At 66.7% G+C, this 17,683-nt stretch carries 19 protein-coding genes and 2 pseudogenes; 12 read left to right on the top strand and 9 right to left on the bottom strand.

Annotated elements, in window-relative coordinates:
- Positions 1-54: 54 nt before the first annotated feature.
- Positions 55-456 (bottom strand): membrane protein insertion efficiency factor YidD, encoded by a 402-nt coding sequence (gene yidD / locus PVK37_RS00105; protein WP_275031610.1) that lies wholly within the window; start codon positions 454-456, stop codon positions 55-57.
- A gap of 17 nt (positions 457-473) precedes the next feature.
- Here yidD and PVK37_RS00100 point away from each other — a divergent pair, with 17 nt between their 5' ends.
- The gene (locus PVK37_RS00100; RefSeq protein ID WP_275031609.1) at positions 474-878 is read left to right on the top strand and encodes a YfbM family protein; all 405 of its coding nucleotides are present in this window, start codon (positions 474-476) and stop codon (positions 876-878) included.
- Between the two features lie 56 nt (positions 879-934).
- Here PVK37_RS00100 and PVK37_RS00095 read toward each other — a convergent pair whose 3' ends face one another.
- Positions 935-1,231 carry a hypothetical protein gene (locus PVK37_RS00095; RefSeq protein ID WP_275031608.1) on the bottom strand — a complete coding sequence of 99 codons (297 nt, stop codon included), beginning with the start codon at positions 1,229-1,231 and terminating at the stop codon, positions 935-937.
- A gap of 334 nt (positions 1,232-1,565) precedes the next feature.
- Between PVK37_RS00095 and PVK37_RS00090 the strand changes: the two genes are divergently transcribed.
- From PVK37_RS00090 to PVK37_RS00055, 8 genes are all read left to right on the top strand, one after another.
- A complete protein-coding gene (locus PVK37_RS00090) occupies positions 1,566-1,973 on the top strand; it encodes a VOC family protein (protein WP_275035302.1) in 408 nt (135 codons plus the stop codon).
- Positions 1,963-2,484 carry a GNAT family N-acetyltransferase gene (locus PVK37_RS00085; RefSeq protein ID WP_275031607.1) on the top strand — a complete coding sequence of 174 codons (522 nt, stop codon included), beginning with the start codon at positions 1,963-1,965 and terminating at the stop codon, positions 2,482-2,484. Before PVK37_RS00090 ends, PVK37_RS00085 begins: the two co-directional genes overlap by 11 nt.
- Positions 2,485-2,505: 21 nt before the next feature.
- Positions 2,506-2,976, top strand: a complete 471-nt coding sequence (locus tag PVK37_RS00080; protein WP_275031606.1) for a GNAT family N-acetyltransferase — start codon at positions 2,506-2,508, stop codon at positions 2,974-2,976.
- Between the two features lie 110 nt (positions 2,977-3,086).
- Complete coding sequence (locus PVK37_RS00075; protein WP_275031605.1) at positions 3,087-3,602, top strand: M23 family metallopeptidase; 516 nt, start codon at positions 3,087-3,089, stop codon at positions 3,600-3,602.
- A 674-nt stretch (positions 3,603-4,276) separates the two neighbouring features.
- A complete protein-coding gene (locus tag PVK37_RS00070) occupies positions 4,277-4,651 on the top strand; it encodes a hypothetical protein (RefSeq protein ID WP_275031604.1) in 375 nt (124 codons plus the stop codon).
- Positions 4,652-4,866: 215 nt separating this feature from the next.
- Entirely contained in the window at positions 4,867-5,508 is a 642-nt protein-coding gene (locus PVK37_RS00065; protein WP_275031603.1) for a hypothetical protein, read from the top strand.
- Positions 5,509-5,991: 483 nt separating this feature from the next.
- Positions 5,992-6,570 (top strand): hypothetical protein, encoded by a 579-nt coding sequence (locus PVK37_RS00060; RefSeq protein ID WP_275031602.1) that lies wholly within the window; start codon positions 5,992-5,994, stop codon positions 6,568-6,570.
- A gap of 239 nt (positions 6,571-6,809) precedes the next feature.
- Positions 6,810-7,019, top strand: coding sequence for a hypothetical protein (locus PVK37_RS00055; RefSeq protein WP_275031601.1), 210 nt, complete (start codon positions 6,810-6,812; stop codon positions 7,017-7,019).
- Positions 7,020-7,414: 395 nt separating this feature from the next.
- On the opposite strand, the gene PVK37_RS00050 is transcribed toward PVK37_RS00055, so the two are convergent.
- Complete coding sequence (locus tag PVK37_RS00050) at positions 7,415-7,561, bottom strand: hypothetical protein (RefSeq protein ID WP_275031600.1); 147 nt, start codon at positions 7,559-7,561, stop codon at positions 7,415-7,417.
- 258 nt (positions 7,562-7,819) lie between these two features.
- Here PVK37_RS00050 and PVK37_RS00045 point away from each other — a divergent pair, with 258 nt between their 5' ends.
- A complete protein-coding gene (locus PVK37_RS00045; RefSeq protein ID WP_275031599.1) occupies positions 7,820-8,635 on the top strand; it encodes an NHL repeat-containing protein in 816 nt (271 codons plus the stop codon).
- A 467-nt stretch (positions 8,636-9,102) separates the two neighbouring features.
- Here PVK37_RS00045 and PVK37_RS00040 read toward each other — a convergent pair whose 3' ends face one another.
- Positions 9,103-9,678: a DinB family protein gene (locus PVK37_RS00040; RefSeq protein WP_275031598.1), complete on the bottom strand. Its 576-nt coding sequence runs from the start codon at positions 9,676-9,678 to the stop codon at positions 9,103-9,105.
- Between the two features lie 110 nt (positions 9,679-9,788).
- Positions 9,789-10,019 (bottom strand): annotated as a pseudogene (locus PVK37_RS00035) (site-specific integrase); the annotation flags it as partial.
- A 1,582-nt stretch (positions 10,020-11,601) separates the two neighbouring features.
- On the opposite strand from PVK37_RS00035, the gene PVK37_RS00030 reads away from it, so the two are divergent.
- The gene (locus tag PVK37_RS00030) at positions 11,602-12,030 is read left to right on the top strand and encodes a hypothetical protein (RefSeq protein ID WP_275031596.1); all 429 of its coding nucleotides are present in this window, start codon (positions 11,602-11,604) and stop codon (positions 12,028-12,030) included.
- A gap of 760 nt (positions 12,031-12,790) precedes the next feature.
- Here the strand turns inward: PVK37_RS00030 and PVK37_RS00025 are convergent.
- On the bottom strand, positions 12,791-13,471 hold the full coding sequence (locus PVK37_RS00025) for a hypothetical protein (RefSeq protein ID WP_275031595.1): 681 nt from the start codon (positions 13,469-13,471) through the stop codon (positions 12,791-12,793).
- On the opposite strand from PVK37_RS00025, the gene PVK37_RS00020 reads away from it, so the two are divergent.
- Positions 13,466-13,672 carry a hypothetical protein gene (locus tag PVK37_RS00020; RefSeq protein ID WP_275031594.1) on the top strand — a complete coding sequence of 69 codons (207 nt, stop codon included), beginning with the start codon at positions 13,466-13,468 and terminating at the stop codon, positions 13,670-13,672. The two genes, PVK37_RS00025 and PVK37_RS00020, sit on opposite strands and share 6 nt — an antisense overlap.
- Here PVK37_RS00020 and PVK37_RS00015 read toward each other — a convergent pair.
- From PVK37_RS00015 to PVK37_RS00005, 3 genes and pseudogenes are all read right to left on the bottom strand, one after another.
- Positions 13,652-14,688: pseudogene (locus tag PVK37_RS00015) on the bottom strand (NAD-dependent epimerase/dehydratase family protein). The gene PVK37_RS00020 and the pseudogene PVK37_RS00015 overlap by 21 nt on opposite strands.
- A 9-nt stretch (positions 14,689-14,697) precedes the next feature.
- A complete protein-coding gene (locus PVK37_RS00010) occupies positions 14,698-16,005 on the bottom strand; it encodes a GTP pyrophosphokinase (protein WP_275031593.1) in 1,308 nt (435 codons plus the stop codon).
- Positions 16,006-16,139: 134 nt separating this feature from the next.
- On the bottom strand, positions 16,140-17,582 hold the full coding sequence (locus PVK37_RS00005) for a tyrosine-type recombinase/integrase (RefSeq protein ID WP_275031591.1): 1,443 nt from the start codon (positions 17,580-17,582) through the stop codon (positions 16,140-16,142).
- Positions 17,583-17,683: the final 101 nt, after the last annotated feature.

Below are 17,683 nucleotides of genomic sequence, written 5' to 3'. Positions count from 1 at the left end.
CACGCTACCGTCCGTCCGGACCGGGTCAACCCGATAACTCCCCCCGCCGCCGGCTCACCGCACCGGGTCGTGGGTGCCCCGTGGGACGTCGGGACGGCAGCGCCGCAGCCGGTCGGCGGCGAGCCGGCCACCCACCGCGAGGCCGTACCGTTCGACGGCGGTCAGCCCGTACGCGCTGCACGTCGGGGTGAACCGGCACTGGCCGGGCCAGCGGTGCGACAGCCACCGGCGGTAGCCGAGAATGGCCGCCCGACCCGCCCGGTCGACGACCGGCGTACGCACCGCCCCGGCGGTCACCGCGCCGAGGGTGAGCAGGGTGGAGAAGAGTCCGAAGTCGCAGCAGCCCGGGCCGTCGCAGTTGGGGCCGTCGCAGTTCGGGCCGTCGCAGTAGTCGCGTTTGCGCTTCCGCTTGCGCTGACGGTGGTGATGATGGCCGTGCCCACCAATTTTGATCATGTGCGTCATGATGCGGCATGCCCGCCACCCGCCCACGGGGTGGAACGCGGTCGGCCCTGGACAAGGCGTGGCACGCCATCCACTTTCTGCTCACCGGTACCGCCTGGGAAACCGGCACCGGGGCCGGCGCGGCGGTGCTCGGCGGCGGGCCGGTCGGTGGCGACATCGGTTACGGCCCGGCCCGGCTGCTCGACCCGGAGCAGGTCCGCACGATCGCCGCCGGGCTCGAAGCGGTCACCGTCGAGACGCTCCGCACCCGGTACGACGTGCCCGCGCTGCGCGCCGCCGACGTGTACCCGAACATCTGGGACGACGGCGACGACGAGTTCGACAGCTATCTCGCGCCGCACTACACGCTGCTACGCCAGTTCTACCGCGCCGCGGCCGGGGCCGGGCAGGCCGTCCTGCTGGCCGTGGTCTGACCCCCACCCGGGCCGGGCGTGCTCCTGGTCCGCTGTTGTCCCGACCCGTGTGGGGGTCAGGCCGACGAGACGCTCCGGCTGGCCGCGACCAGGCTGAGGCGCAGCACCTGGGCCAGAGTGCCGGCCCAGTCCGCCGTCGACCGGGCGACGTGTTGACCCCCACCGGAGGGCGACCACGCGCCGCTGACGAAGACGCTGAACAGGGCCAGGCCGATGCCGGCCAGGATCACCAGCGCCACCAGCGTCCCGCCGCCCCTCGTGCCCCGGAGGTCCGTCGAGCCGGGTGGCGGCTGCTCGGGGCCGGCTGGCAGTGCCGCAGAAGCCGTGACTCTCGGTTTCTGGTACGTGCCCACGACGAAACTGTAGAACCGGCGGCCGGGGCCTGGCCCCGGTATCGCGAACCGCACCCGGACCGGTCCGGAACCGCTCGCCGGAAAGCGGACGGACGCCCCCGGACGAGTACGGACCGCTTCGGGGCCGGCGGCTTGCGGGCGGCGTCCGGTCCCGGCGGCTCCCGGGCGGCGTCCGGGGCCGGCGGCTTGCGGGCGGCGTCCGGTCACCGCGACCCTGAACGGGTCACCGCGACCCCTGAACGGGTCCGCGTGCCTTATCGGGTCACCGCGATCCTGAACGGGTCCGCGATCCTGAACGGGTCGTCGCGTCGAACCTGGGGAGGAACACGGCATGATGGGTGCCCGCCAACTGAAGGTCGGGCTGCGGGTCGCCGACCTGGACCGGTCCTGTGCCCTCTACCTGCGGCTCGGCTTCCGGCAGATCCCGGGCCAGGACCAGCCGAACCTGCGGTACCTCACTTTCGGGCACACCTGGCTGATCCTGTCGGACCTGCACCGGCACGGCTACCACGACGCCGAGCGGGAGCAGGCGGTCAAGGCCGGCCCGGTGGGGCAGGGTTTCGTCCTCGCGGTGCCGACCCCCGACCTGACCGCGACGTACGAGCTGTGGCGGGCCGAGGGGCTGCCGGTGACCCTGGAACCGGAGGACGTCGGCTGGGCCAGGATCTTCTACGGTCTCGACCCGGACGGGTACGAGGTCATGTTCGAGGAGTTCACGGTGGCGGCCCCCGATGAGCGGTGACGAGCTTCGGCTGTCCGACGGTCGCGTCGTGCTCCGCCCCTGGGCGGACGACGACCTGGCCGCGATGGTCGCCCTGTTCGACGAACCCGAGATCGCCTTCCGGGTGCCGGTGGCCGCCCCGTTCGACCTCGCCGCCGCCCGGACCCACCTGGACATGACCCGGCGGGCGTGGGCGAAGGGCGGTTGGCGCTATCTCGTGATCACCGAGGCGGGCGACGACCGGCCGTGCGGCGAGGTGCTGCTCAACCCGGTGGGGCACACCATCGGGTACGTCGTCGGGGCGGCGTACCGCAGGCGTGGCCTGGCGACCGCCGCTCTCCGGCTGGTCACCGGGTACGCGCACGACACCCTGGCGATGCCCGAGGTGTACCTGGACATCGAGGCCGACAACGCCGGCAGCGTCGCCGTCGCCCGGTCGGCGGGGTTCCGTCCGGCGGACCTCGCCCCGCAGGAGGTCGAGGACAAGGGCCGGCGTTACCTGCTGCACCGGTGGGTGCACCAGGCGGAATGAGAGCCCGCATAGGGTGCCGGAATGCAGACTCTCCGGCTCGAGCCGATGACCGAGGAACAGTACGCCCGCTATTCCGCGCGGGCCGAGGCCGACTACGCGCAGAGCATCGTCGCCAGTGGGGCGATGGCGCTGCCGGAGGCGACGGAGAAGGCACGGGCGGACTACCGGCGGCTGCTGCCCGACGGGCTGGGTACGGCGGGCCACCGGCTCTGGACCGTCTACGACGGCGACGTCGAGGTGGGCCTGGCGTGGGTGGGCACCGAGCGGAAGTCCGACGGCCCGCACGCCTTCGTCTACGACGTGGAGGTGCACGAGGGGTTGCGCCGCCGGGGCTACGGCCGGGGAATCATGCAGGCCGTCGACCGGTGGTGCCGGGAAGCCGGCGTGGTGGCGGTGGGCCTCAACGTCTTCGGTCACAACACCGGTGCCCGTGCCCTGTACGAGGAACTGGGGTACCAGGTGGTCTCCGTGCAGATGCGCAAGCTCCTCTAGCTCCTCCAGCCGGTAGCTCCTCCAGCCGGATTCGAGGGCGCGGCCTTTCCCGGCTCCGGCCGCCCTGGCAACATCCAGAAGAGTCGATGTTGTCGAGTGTGGAGGTTCGGATGCGGTCCCGTCTGGCGAGTCTGCTCAGCGTTGGCGCGGTGCTGGTCGCCGCCGTACTGGTCCCGGCGGCCCCGGCCGCGGCGGCACCCTCGTTCCGGGTGCCGTTCCCCTGCAACCAGAACTGGTCCGGCGAGACCCGGACCGGCCACAGCCCGCAGTACGCGATCGACTTCAACCGGGCCGACGACCACGGCGATCCGGTCAAGGCCAGCGCGCCGGGCACCGTCGACGTGGTCGCCAACCTCGGGGACACCAGCTACGGCCGGTACGTGCGGATCAACCACGGGGGTGGGTACACCACGTACTACGCGCACCTCAGCGGGTTCAACGTCTCGGTGGGGGACAGCGTCGGCTACGGCACCACCATCGGGTACGTCGGCAACAGCGGTGGTTCCAGCGGCTCCCACCTGCACTACGAGCAGCGGCTGAACGGCAGTGACATCAAGGTGCGGTTCAGTGGCAACCTGGCGCTGTACTTCGGGACGCAGAACTACGTCCGTACCGCCGGCTGCTGAGCCTTACCGTGCCCCGCACCCTGGCGGAACGTCCCGTGGACGGGGTGTTCCGCCAGGGCGGCGGATGGCCGCCCGGTCCACCCGAACCGGCTGGCCGTCCACTCCGAGCCGGCGGTTCACCCGGACCGGCCGGGTGCGGAGGTGCTCGGCGCCGGGCGTGCCGTAGGCGGTGCGGGGGTGCTCAGCGTGGGGCGTGCCGTAGCCGGGTGAGGAAGGCCGACCAGGCGGGTCGACGGCTACCAGCTCGACGCGAAGGGCGAGGCGGTCGCCCGTCGGGCCATCTTCGTGCAGCCGGCGGGGCTGCTGATCCAGCGGGCCGGCCGGCTGGTGCAACGCCCGTCCCGTCCGCCCCGCCGCCATGACCTGTCGGGGTAGCCGACCGTGCATACGGCGTCGACGGCCGTTCCTGCGGATGGTTGGACGTGACCGCGCTGGCGTCGGCCGCGCCTGCGGCATCGACGGTTGCATGGTCTCCGGCCGGAGGAGGTGGGCCGGGCCGGACGACGCCGATTCTCGCTGAGGGTGACGCGAGGATAACCCCTTGCTATATCGATGGATGTCTTGCAGGATCGAGGTGGGAACGGGGGCGGGCAGTTTTCCGTGGAGTTTCCGTCACTCGGTCGCGCTGCTCAACGAGACGACTGTCCGTACGGTAAACAAGGGAGATTATCGACGTGCGAAGATTCGTTCCGGCTTTCCTGCTTGCGTTCGTGTTCGTGGTGGGAGCGCCTTCGGCCGCCTCCGCAGCCGACAGTGCCAGCTTCACCCGGGTGTCGGCCGCCACGTCGGATGTGGGCGCCACCATCGCCAACTGCACCACCGGTCGGGTCGAATCCATCGCCACCAACCTGCCGATTCGGGTGGCACCATTCCACGATGCCCCGCTGATTACCACCGCCCAGGTCGGTTACCAGTACAACTGCTCGGGGTGGTACGCCCTGGGTGACCGGTACACCGCGTGTGGTACGTCGAATGCGAACGGATGGCTCGAGATCGCCTTCTCGAACCAGTACGGCTACACCTACATGACCTGCCTCAAGGACGTCTAGTCCGTTTGACGCGAAAGCGAGGGTCCGACGCACTCCACGGCGTCGGACCCTCGCGGCGTCGACCCGCGGCGTCGACCCGCGGCGTCGGCTCTGGCGGGGACGGTCATCGCGGCCCACGGACGGACCGCCCTGGCTTGTCGGACTCGGAGACGCCGGCCACTGGTCGGGCGGTGTTACCGTCACGCCAGCAGCGCCGGCCACAGTGGGAGTCCGTGATGGAGAAGAGGCACGTCGGTACGGTGGCCATCGTCACGGTGCTGGCCGGTGTGGCGGTCGTCGGCGCGGTCGGCGGCAACTACCTGGCCAACCGGGACGACCGCGCAGCGACCGACCGTACGGTGGACGCCGGCCGGACCCCCGACGCCGACGCTCCGACGGGTGGCCCCGGGGCCACCGGGGGACCGGACTCGGCTGCTCCGTCGACGAAGCCGCCAGCGGGCTCGTCCACTTCCACGGCACCGTCCGCCCCTCCCGGAGACGGGCAGCCCCGGACGTACCGCCTCGACCGGGTCTTCTACGACCAGGCGTCGATGACGGTCACCCTGGTCAACGCCGAGGTCACCGGCAGCAAGCTGCGGCTCAACGTCCGGTACCGCAACGGCTCGGTGGTGCCGTGGACGCTGAACTGCCCCACCGCCGCCGAGGACCGCGAGTCCGCGCAGCTCACCCTGGCCGACGGCAGGACCGTGCAGGCGGAGAGCACGTACTGCGCCACCACCCGGCCCGGCGAGTCGTTCGACCTCGCACCCGGCCGGGAACTGACGAGCTGGGCCGTGTTCCCGGTGGTGCCGCAGGTCGGCTCGTCCTTCGAGTTGTCCTGGTACGACTTCCCCGCCAGCGACCTCCAACTCCGCTGACCGTTCGGCGTCGGCCGTCGGACGAGCCCGACGGATCGTCACCATTCCTCAAGTGCGGCGTACGCCGCCCGGACGATCGCCGGTAGCAGGGCCGTGCCGTAGCAGAACCGGGTAGCCGGTGGCCGTGCCGGGCCGTGCCGGGCCGTGCCGGGCCGTGCCGGCGTTCGGCGGTCGGCGGTCGGCGGGACAGCGCGGGCGCTTCCTGCGGGGCACCTGTCCGTTGGCGGGGGCGACTCCGGCGAGGCACTCCGAATCGCGGGCGGGCAGCCTTGCGCCGCTAAGGACAATGTCGGTATGCGTAAATGTATGAGAAGCATGAACGGTGTCATCGGGCTTTCCGGGCGGCGGTGAGCGACGGTCGGAGTCGGCACGTACCTGGAGCTGGTTGGTAGCTCGCCTCATCCTCCTGGCGGTACGCCTCACACCTCGATTGGATGCCCGGAAACCATGGAATCGTCAGAAGTCCTCTCAATCGTAGCGATAGTGGCATCGCTGGCTTCCGCGATCTACAGCTACCGGTTGTCCCGGCAGGCTCACCACGTCTCCACCTACTACGGTGCGATCGGTCTCTTCCGGGAGTTGGACAAGACCTTCGTGGAGTATCCCGAGACACGACCGTACATCTACGATGGGAAGCCGGTCGATCCCGACGATCCCGACTATCACCGGGTTCGAGCCGTGGCGGAACTGGTCCTGGACGCGTTCGAGTGGATCTGGTATCGACAGAGGAGCCTGAACGCGGAGGGCGAGTGGGGCTGGCGGGCGTACATCATCGACACCTTCACCTCCAGCCCGGCACTACAACAGCACTATGCGAGCGCGGCCTCCTGGTACCCAGGCATTACGCGCCTGATCGCTGATCGTTCGCTCGACGGAGCGTTCCCGACACCGAGGCGGCCCGGCGGTGGCGGACCGAAGGCGGCAGGCCGGCCGTTTCCCCGCTTCTCGCCGGGTGCGCCGCGCGGCCGGGGCCATCTCCGTCCGGGGGCATCGCCGGCCGGGGAGCGGACCGACGTCCGCAGAGACCCGCACTCCTCCGACCCCGCCGGACGATTCCCGTGACCACCGCACGGGCGGGCGCTGGTGGGCCGTCGGCACCGCCGAGAGGAGCTTCGGGCAAGGTCAGCACTTTCCGTGAGTAACGATCGTCTGATCTTCGACGTCTATGTCGACTGCATTTCTGTCGGTTAGCCGGCTCAGGAGCACTGTTTCTTAACACGGTTTGCTGCGTCCGCTGACCTGGATTCCAGCACACAAGCGACGGGCATTCTTCCCCCTTCTCTGAGTCGCCTGCTTCTCTCATGGCAAGTGACGAGAGAAGGGGGCGAGATGCGCAGGAGGAAACAACTGAAGAGGAGTCGACCGCGCAGCTCCTGTCGTTGAGGTGGGTGGTGATCCTCCTTGCCGGAACCGGCATCGGTACAACCGTCGGCCCGGCAGGCGAGGGGTACATCGCGGGCCTGTCGGTAGGGATCGCGGTCGTCGCGCTCCTTCACAAGATCGTGAGGTGAAGGGGCTGACGGGGAGCACCGGAAGGTGTTCCCCGTCTCCGTCTGTGCGGAACTCCGTCCGCGCGGAACATGAGAGCGTTCAGCCGGAGTCTTCAGTCGGTGGACACGTTGTCCATGCGGCGGGAGAAGTCTTGTGCGTCTGGCAGTATTCGAGCCTGGGGCCCTGGGATCGGAATTGGCATTCCACGTTTCGATCCGTGGCTTCACCCGCCTCACGAGCTGCGCAAACAGTTCTCCGCCTATGCCTGACTTCTCTGGTATCTCGTGTTTCGCATCATGAATAGCTCCATGACTAGACGTGGCCGAGAGGCTCGAGGGTACACCGGAGTGACTCCCCGTAACCTCGGGCTGAACACCTCGGGGTTGCCGCCGTCGCCCTTGCGGGCCTTGAGCCGCTACACGTAGGCGTGCTCGGCGAGCAGACCGGCGAGCCCGGCAGGGGTGACAGTGCTGGCGGCTATGGGTGGCGGGGAGTCGTCGTCGGGGCCGGTGGTGAGGCCACCGGAGACCGCTTCCATGTGCACCAGCGACCCGGCCGCCACGGATCTTCGGCTCGCTGGATCCTCCGGCGGCGGCGATCGGCAGGTTTGGCACGCGGGCTCTATCCGATCGCTTGTCGAGCAATGGCGAAGTGGCCCCGGTGCTTGATCCGCATATATCCATATACGTGTTCGCCTATTAGAAGGAGCACGACAGTGCACAGACGAACGCTCTTGGCCGCAGCCGTTGCCGCGCCCATCGGGGCCGCCATCGCCGCAGTTCCGGCCTCGGCCCACCACGGGAACGGCCGGTATCCCTCAGTGATCAACCTACCGAACGGGTTCTGCCCGGAGGGGATCGCCCGCGGAACCGGCACGAAGATCTACGTCAGCTCCATGGCCGACGGGTGTATCTGGTGCGCCGACCTGCGCACCGGCAACGGGATGCTCCTCGTGCCGCCGGTGTCCGGTACCCAGGCAACGGGTCTGGAGGTCGAACGAGGTCGGATCTGGGCGGCCTGCGGCAACATGGGCGGCGCGGCCGTCTACCGTGAGTCGACCGGCGAATGCCTGGCGACGTACGATTTCGGCGGCGGGTTCATCGACGGCGTGACCGCCACGAAGAATGCCATGTTCTTCACCGACTCGGAGAAGGCCAAGGTTTACTGCGTCGAGTTTGGCCGCAATGGGTCGCTGCCCGGACAGTCGGGAGTACGGGCGCTGCCGTTGCCGGGTGGTCTCGGCGACCCCACCGCCTGTAACACCGGCATCGTCGCCGCGTGGTCGGGCAAGCTCATTATCGTGCAGGCCAAGACCGGCCGGCTCTACTGCTTCGATCCCCGCGCGGGCATGGCCGCTCAGATCAGCACGGGCGGCGTGTCGGTATCCAATGGCGATGGCCTGCTGCTTGAGGGGCGCACGCTGTATGTGGTGCGCAACCGGAACAATGTGATCGCCAAGTTCCGCCTCAACGAGCGGCTGACGCGGGCTACGCCGGTCGACGTGATCCGTGACCGCGACCTCGACGAGCCGTCGGCAGTGGTTTCCTTCGGCTCGAGCCTGTACGCGGTCAACGCGCGGTTGTCCGCCCCGGCGACCCCCGACACTACTTACTGCGTCGTACGGGTGCGCGACTGATCACCCATCCTGCACCATCCCGCCGGGGGCATCCCCGGCGGGATAAAAGGGTAAGCAGTCAGGGTTTGGGCGGCATTGGCAAACTTGTTGTCGTTGACCGACTGCCGTAAGTGGACCCACCACATACCCGAGCGATGATCACCCAGGAGCGCGCGTGCGGAGCCGCGCGGCAAGCCCAAGCATGGGGGCGGTGCCGGTCGAGGGCGCGGTTCCGTGACACGAGAGCTGTTCCGGCAGCGTCCGACCGTGCGTCAAGGTCCCGTTTGTCGTGCGGGGCCGGGCCGGCTCGGCCCCGGCCTGCTGGCCACCTGCCGCCGGCATCGGCCGGACCGGCTGCACCCTCGCGTGCGTGATTCAGCCGGAGGCAGCGACGGGATCGGACGGTTGCTCGACAGCGCAGCTTCACTGAAGCTCGTAGCCACGGAGCGTCACGGAGGCCACGTAGGTCTCCGAGGCTCGATCGCCGGTCACCGGGGAAGTGATGTTCGGTGCGGTACGGCTCCGTCCTGCCAGCGGTAGAGGTCGCGCAGCAGGGAAATCTCGGCACCGTGATGGATCAGCTCCCTGTTGACGTGCAGGATTCTGTTCTCCATGGGAAACCGCTCGGGACCCACCGTGGGCGGATTCTCCAGGTCAGCGTCCGAAAGATCGCGGACCCCCGCGTTCCACTTCCCATACATCTCATCGAGCTGTTTCAGCGCCTCGTCCGCGGTCCCCGCGTAGGCGAATGTCTCGGAGTCGACGTCCTGGCCGCCGAAGTACCATCCGACCCGATAGCCCAGGCACGAGACGATGATGTGCGCCAGCCGCCAGGCGATCGTGGTCACTGGCGCCGGCTCCGGGCCAGGGAACAGGTAGTCCATCGTCCATTCCCCCGAACCTACCGACATCGGTGCGGCCGCCGCGCCACGTGGACGGATGCTCCAGCAGCCACGCACCGGCTCCCAGAAGTACTCCTCGTCGGTGAGACCCTCCAGCCGTGGCCGCAGGTTCTTGCGCCAGTACCAGTCCAACTGTTCCGCGAGATGCTCGCTTCTTGTCATTTCCGCACACTACATACGACGGAGACCTGGCTAAGGCCCTCGCGGACGCCGGGCCATTGTCTGCCGCGTGCCCGGTCCGTGCCCGATGCAGTGCGCAAGATGGGTCAATGGAGGGCGACGCGCCGTTGCTGGTGGGTCTTGGTGCCCTTCTCTGGTAGCTCGCCGTCGACGTCGAGGTAGGCGCTCCGTCGGAGGTTGAGCGGGCCGGCGGCCAGGTCGAGGTGATGCCACCGCAGGGCGGCCCGCTCGCCCTGCCGAGCGCCGGTGGTCATGGCTAGCCAGACCAGCGCGCCCCAGTCCGGGGCGCGCCACGACTCGGTAATGATGCGGGCGGCGTCGGTCAGGTTCGTTCGGCTGGGGGAAGTGCTGTGCGCCTGGCAGGATTCGAACCTGCGGCCTTGGGATTAGAAGTGGCGTTCACGTTCCACTCCCTGGCTTCACCAGCTTCGCTAGCTGCGCAAACCCGTGCTCTGGTCGTCTCTGGCTTCCCCGATGGCCCGCATTTCGCACCACGAATAGCTCCACGGGCGGCTAAGAAGATGTGGTCCGGGGGTCTCCATATTGGTGACTAGCTGTGATCCTCCGCCCTCCCGGGAGGTGAGCCGCTGCGGTTCAGGCTTATGTAGCTTCTCAAGCCGGCCCTGAACGGGCCGCCCGAGCCACAGCCTGGACGCGCCCGTCGCTCCGCTGACGGCTCCGGCTCCGGCCACGCCCGGCGGCTGGCGCAGACAGCGGGTGGGACGGTCGGCCGCTGCAGGATGGCAGGCCGTCTCCAATGGGTGCTTGGCTGGCAGCCCGGCTTGGACGCGCGGCCGACCACCCCTGTGTCGTGCCGCGGCGCGTAGACGGTCACGCACCGGGCCGATGCCGGGGATGCGGTCGTTGCGCCTCCGGCATCGGCGTTCCGGTTTTCAGGGTGGCCGGGACACGTCGGCGGCCTGCGGTCCGTGGTTTGGACGGTAGCCATCCCGTCCACCGTCGATCAGAGCGAGCCGAGCAGACCATCGCCCGGAGCGCCAGTGTCCTTCCAGCCGTCAGGACCGTCTTGGCGTGGCTGTCCGGCCGATCGGCGATCCGCTCCATAGGAGTGCGGTTCGACGGTGAACGGGATGGCGAATCGTCTAATTCGTTGGTTGGGAGTAGCCTGAAGAGTAGCTTGGCGAAGCTCAGCCATACGTTATGAGCGTTTGCCTGGGAGTCAAAGCGGCTGGAGCCCATGACGTAGGTGCTAGACGCCGATTCTATGAGCCATTTCGATTAGTGATCGGTGCAGGCGCCTGTAGTTGCCTGGAAATCGGTCGCTGGGTAGGTGTCCAGGGCAATGCAGTACTCGGAAAGCGAGTTGGCAACATATGGGTGACTTCCCGACCCGTTATAGTAGCTGCTAGTCGAGCAGTCGGAGTTCAGGCGGTGCTTGTTGAAGTTGTACTTCGCTCCGCGCTTATGGACCACAGCGCGTGCTGTCGCTCCCGAGGGAACGGGCTTGGTGTAAGCCCACTGCTTCGTGTGAGTGGTTGAGGCCGTTAGGGCCACGCTGTACTCGGTGCTAACCGAAGCCCAGACCGCGCTCGCGCTAAACGTCCAGCTAACCGAGAACGTTCCCGAGAACGAAGCGGCCTCTGATTCGGCGTAAGAAATCGTACCTGGTCCCGCGAGCCAGGCGCTGGTAGCAGCGGACGCGAACCAGCCCTTGGTGAGAGAGGTGGGGTCGTAGGTTTCCTCTATTGGACAAGCTAAGGGAGCCGGAGCGGGGGACGCTGCGGCAGGCATTACGGGGGCAATCGCCGAGGCTAGGGCGGTCGCTACCGCAGTCGTCAGAAGAGCGGCGCTGGCTCTTTTGAGCATGGTCTTCTCCCTGGGGTGGACGAAGGGCTGTCAGCATGTAGTGCTTGAGGAGGTTGCCATTCGGCACAAGGTCAGATCGTGACTGAGTTCTGTCTGGGTGGTGGAACCGTTCGCTTCGAATTCGATTCGCACGTCGACGATGCGATGGGTGCCTGCCTGGACGCGGAAGCCGATTATGAGTTCATAAGCGGTAACGATGTCCTCCGGCTCGATCGTTGCGCCCGCTGCATCCTGCCAGCGTTCCGCCACGGACTTGTTTGGGGGAAACTTTCTCTGTATGCCTACCGGTTCGTCGGTAGGGCTTCGAAGCGGGGCGACCTTTATGCCCACCACATCCAAGCCGTTACCGCCAACCCCAAGCACGGGCTCCACTCTTTTGATTCGAATTGGGGCGTCGGAAGAGTTCTTGAAGACAAGAGCGCCGTCTGCAATGATCTCCTGGTCCCTGGTGGGTACTTCGTACGCAGCCTTTCGCTCAAGGGATACGAGGATATCCGCAGTACCTGAACGCGAGGGTCCTGCCGATGATGTTGATGAGGGTGTGGTTTCTTTTGATGGTGGTTCCTCTGTGGTGGTACATCCGGACGTTGCGAAAAGCGACAATAGAACGACTGAGGCCAATGTGGAAGACTGGCCGAACTTCTTCACGGCTTGATCCTTCCTTACTTGGGTGCCAGAATTAACCCTCTGGGTGACGAGAGTGTAGCGCTGCGTTGGCGCTGGTTGCGGCAGGGAAAGTGCGTAGAGTGTCACCTTCTGGAAGATCGCTGTGATGGTCGATGTGTCCAGTAATCGTCTACAACGCCCAGGACCGATCCTCAGGGTTTGAAGGGCGGCGTGTCGAAGCGTCGGCAGCGCCAGCGATCAACGGTGTATTGGCGGCGAGGAACGTCACTCTCCGTGAAGCCTCGGTCTGAACTAACGCGACGAGAAGTTCCCGAACAGAGCGCGTAGAGCTTGCAAGCGAGCCGTCATGCTCCTGGAGTGCTGCTCCGGCTGCTCGGTGGTTGTTGTGGGGAGGGCTGAACCATCTCGGCATCTCGGCATCTCGGCAAAGGTGCCGTTGAGCTGGGGAAACGTGTGCCGAGATCGTTGAGGGTTCGCTGTTCCATCTCGGCAACCGGCGTTCATCTCGGCAGACCGGTTGCCGAGATGCCGAGTTGCCGAGATCGATACCGGTCTACCAACCGGATCTCGGCAGGCTGTTTGCCCTGCTAGCTGGCCGGTTCCGCCGAGTTGCCGAGTTGCCGAGATGGTCCAGCGGGTTTCAGGTGTCGTGGCGTTCGACCCAGAACACGGCCCGGTTGCCGCGTTCGTGTTTGCCGGCCCGTAGGACGTGGTTGCCGCGCCACCGTCCGGCCTGTCCGGTGAGGAGTCGGCCGAGTTGCAGCGGGTTGGGTAGGCGTCCGGCGCTGGTGGTGATGAACTGCCCTTCCCACGGGTCGTGGATGTCGCTGCCGATGTGGGTGGGTTCTGCGTCGCGGCGTAGGTCAGCGGCGGTGAGAGCCCGACCGCCGTGGCGCTCGTGCCAGGTAGTGAGGAACGCGCGCCAGCGCGTTTCGTCTTCATCGATTCCCTTGACCTCGGCGGCGTTGGACAGGAATCCATCGATGCCGTGGTGGGCGAGGAATCCGCCGAGGGCTTGCGCCCACGGGGTGAACTGCCGCATCGACACGCCGGTGATGCGGGGTGCGCCGTGGCGGGTCCAGTCGAGCACGAGGACCAGGAGGTGCCACAGCACGGTGAGTTGGTTCGCCGGGACGGTGATCCACTGGTCGAGGTGCGGGATGCCGAAACCGGACTGGTCGCGGAGTTCGGGGTGGGGCATGTTCGGGTCGAGGTGCACCCGGACCGTGCGGGAGGCCATGTCGCCACCGACCTGGAGGTTGTTGCCGGTGGCCATCCACAGCCGGTCGTTGACGGTGGCGATGTTCCGCGACGCATGCACGACCGGGACGGCGCGGCCGAAGCGTTGCAAGGCGTTCTCGACCTGCCGGCGCAGAAGCGGAACGTGTCGTTGACCGGGCGACTGGAGAAGGTCGGGCGGCTGCTGACCACGCCAGCGTGGCGTGACGACTCGGAAGCGCAGCAGCTCGCCGAACGTATCTCCGTCTGGCTCGCGGAAACGTCAGCCCGTCCGCTTTCTTGACGTTCGCCACGCGGCGAGCACCCGTGCTTCCTTGTCGCTGCTGAGCCCGATCTCGGTGGCCCGGTCGTGGGTGCTCATTTCGCCGGTCTCGACTATCCACCGCCAGGTGTCGGCGACGGTGTCGGCCAGCGGCCGACAGAGCAGGCCGGCGCGGTGCGCGCGGGCGGCGTCGACCCGCCAGACTCCCTCGAAGGTGCGCCAGAGCGGCAACTCTGACCACTGCCGTACGCTCTGGTCGAGGAGCACGTCATCCGGCACCCACTCGAACCGCGGTGCGGCACCGGTCGCGACGGCGCACGCGGTAAGCAGCTCCCCGAACGTGGCCCCGTCGACGGGAGCGCAGACGTTGAACGCACCCGAGATTCCCTCGGCGGCGGTACGCAAGGCGAACGCGGCCAGGTCGCGGACGTCGACGGGCTGAATCGTCCGGTCCGGCGAACCCGGCGCGAGAACCGTCCCACCGGCAGCGACCCGGCGCAGCCACCAGGGCAGCCGGCCGACGTACTCGCGCGGGCCGAGCACCACACCGGGCCGTAGGACCGTCGTCTGGTCTGGGCCGAACGCGGCCAGTGCGGCAGCCTCGCACCCCGACTTCTGGTAGCCGTACTGCGTCGGCCCGTCCTCCGTGTCGCTGCCGTAGTCCGGCCCGGCATCGGGCGGACCGTACAGCACCTCGGATTCCTCGCTGAGCGGCTTCACCGGCCAGTCCCGGTAGACGCTCACCGTCGACATGAAGACGTACCGGCCAGCGACGGGAGCCAGCGCGCGGGCCACGTCGAGGGTGTTCCTCGGGACGTAGCCAGAGGTATCCACCACGGCATCCCATGGCCCGACGTCAGCTAGGGCGTCGACGTCGGCCGACCGTGTCCGGTCACCCCGGAATGCGCGAACGCCGTTGACGTCCGGCCCGGAGGTGCCCCGGTTGAACGTCGTGTCACATCCCACCCTGCATTGAGGGCAGCCGTGACAACCGCATGGCCTACGAACCACGTTCCGCCGAGCACCAGCAAGCGCATCGGATTAGTTTACTTCGTGGACTGGCTTTCGCCGGATTCTCCATCTTTGAAGTTCTCCAACCTTCTGCGGATCTCAGCGGTGACCTCTTGAAGCCGCTGAGATGCCTCCTCGAGTTGTACGGCTGAGGCGGGCTCAAAGCCGTGCACGAGATGATTGCGCAACTGGCGTATACGGTCGTACTCTACGACCATTTCTTTTGGAAGTAGGCCGCTTTGTCTCAAGTGTCGACCTTGAGGCAATAGATTTCTGTGGAGCCCCAATTGTGGGCCGATATCTCTCATGAGGTGCTCTAGCTCTATCCAGTGCATGAGAAAGCTGCCGATTTGGGTGGCGGTGCCATTGCTGTCGGCTTTCGCGTCAGAGAAGGCCGCTCGCCTATTCTGTCGAATTGTTTGGTAGGCCCCGTACCGGTCAGGCTTTTCGGCCAGGATGGCGTCAATAATCTGCTCTGCTAGAGGGCGAGTTTCGAGGTCATTGTGTAAGGCACCTAGGTAAGGAGAGAGTTGCTCTGGCGTGTCCACGTTGAGGAGCGCGATTAGATCGAATAGGAGATCGACTCGCCCTAGGCCGGCATCATTAACCGGTCGGTTCAACCCTTCTGGCACGCGGCCTAATAGGTGGACCGCTAGGTCGTAGTGATTCGCAAACTTGCGACCACTATTTGTAACCCTGGCCTCGCCAGCCTTTTGGAGTCTTTCTAGGGCAATTTCGCCTGCCAGGACTAGGCCATTGAGTTGATCCAGAATTGCTAGTTCGTCCTCTGAAAGATCGCCGGCTAGGGGCTTGTACACCAGGTCATGTTCGACCTCTGACCATGCGTGCATAAGTACCGATGCAACCTGAACTTCAATTCGTGCGATTGCATACCTCTTGTCGGTTTCGTTCAGATCTTGTTCCCTTAGCTGTACCCGGTAGTGAGTCGCCGAGTAGCCGCTGAATCGTTTGCCATTCCGTAGTGCGCTGCTTTCGGGGAAGTTCTTGATGCCTAGGATAGTGAATAGCCTCCTGATGATCCCATCGACCTGATTTTGCTCAGCCGGGAAGTACAGTGCTACTCGAATTCCCACCAAATCAACGATATCATCGAAGATCTTTTCGACGTCTTGATATTTTCCCTTTTTCTGTTCCCGTTGGCGGCACTTATCTCGGAGTCGATCGATCGACTTTGCCCGATAGGTTACGATCGACCGTATGCCGGCAGCTTGGAGAGTGGACTCCAACTCCCTTGCGGCGATCCGCCCGGCTTGTTCGTAAAAGTCGTATTCCTTGGTGTATCGAGCAATGAACTCATCAACCAGATCCACGTGGAGGCTCACCTGTTTCCGGGATACAGCGATCTGTGGCCCGGTCACAATAGCTTTCTTGTAGGGCGGGGAAAAGCTAGCGAGGTGGGCGAACTTGAGCCGCTGCCATCAGAGGCTTGAAGTGCCCCAGTTGGCTTGTCCAGCGGTTACCCGTCGCGCTGTCCTGCTACGGTCGCCCGGCGACCCCGCGTAACGCTGACGAGGCCGTCTGCTGTCAGAGAAGCCACGGCACGGTGAGCGGTACCGACCGAGACAGCATGCGCCGCAGCCAGCTCGGCGACCGTGGGAAGCGGGTCGCCCGGCCTGAGGCTCCCGGTGCGGATCTGCTCTCGTAGTTCCTCAGCAATGACCCTGTACGGGCTGCTCGGCAGGGTGGGCGACGTCGGGCGGGAGGGCATCCGGGCGGCGAGGGTGCCGGCGGCCCGCTGGTCGGATTCCGACAGCCACGCGGCGTAGACCCGGAGGGTGGTGGTACCACCACCCCCGTGGCCGAGCCGGCCGGCGACGGTACGCACGTCGACACCGGCATTGATCAGCTCGGTGGCCGAGTAGTGGCGTAGGGCGTGAATGTGGCTGTCGATGCCGAGGCGCTTGGCGAGTCGTCCGTACCGCTGGGTGATGGTGTCAGGGCGGTAGCCGCGGCTGTTGTCGGGCTCGGGGGAGAAGACGTAGTCCGTCGGGTCGGCTGTCGCGTCGAGCTGCTCCAGGCGGTCGACGTACCGGGCGTGCAGCTCGGTGAGTACGTCGACCGTTTCGGGGTCGAGGGCGACCCGTCGTTGCTGGTGGGTCTTGGTGTCCTTCTCCTGCAACCCACCGTTGGCGTCGAGGTAGGCGCTTCGCCGGAGGGTCAGCACACCGGCGGCCAGGTCGAGGTGATGCCAGCGCAGGGCGGCTAGTTCGCCGCGCCGGGCGCCGGTGGTCATGGCGAGCCATACCAGTGCGCCCCAGTCCGGGTCACGCCACGACTCGGTGATGATGCGGGCAGCGTCGGTCGGGTTCGGTGGTTGCGGGTCGGGGTGCGGCGCGGCGGGTGGTTCAGCCTGTGCAGCGGGGTTGATGGCGATCCACCGCCACCGCACCGCCCGACTCAGCGCACCACTCAGTATCCAGTGGATCTGCCGCACCGAGGACGGGCTGAGCGGCTTGCACACGTGCGGCCGGCATCTCGCGGTGCAGGGGTGCTCGCCGGCCACCCGGTGCGTCACGGACGCCTTGCCACCGCACCAGTCCCGGCAGCGGCGCAGGCTCGCGTAGAAGGATTCGAGCGTCTCGGCGTCGAGCCGATTCAGCGACAGCTTGCCGAGCACCAGCCGGACGTGCTTGTTCAGCTTGTTCTCGTAGCCCATGCGGGTGGTCGGTTCGATGTCGGCGACGTCGAGCCACTTGTCGAGCAGTTGGTTCAGTGTCGCTCGGGTGCGCGGATTGCGCTTCTCGTCGACTTCGTTGAGGAAGCGGGTCCGCACCTTCTCGGCCTCCCGCTGGGCGTTCCGACCCGCCGGGACCGTCTCGGTGAGGTAGTGCCGCTTCCCGGTGAGCGGGTCGACGCCTGCGTAGACCCTCACCCTGAGTGACCCGCTGGGGAGCGTCATGATCTCGCCGCGTTGCCGCTTCGTCCCTGCCACGGGCCCGAGAGTAGCTCGATAGCTCCACGAATAGCTCCACGCGAGCCGTACGGCGGGGAGAAAGTGCT

Origin of the sequence: Micromonospora cathayae (assembly GCF_028993575.1) — a bacterium.
In the GTDB taxonomy this organism is placed as follows: domain Bacteria; phylum Actinomycetota; class Actinomycetes; order Mycobacteriales; family Micromonosporaceae; genus Micromonospora; species Micromonospora cathayae.
This window is presented reverse-complemented; position numbering and strand designations above follow the sequence as displayed.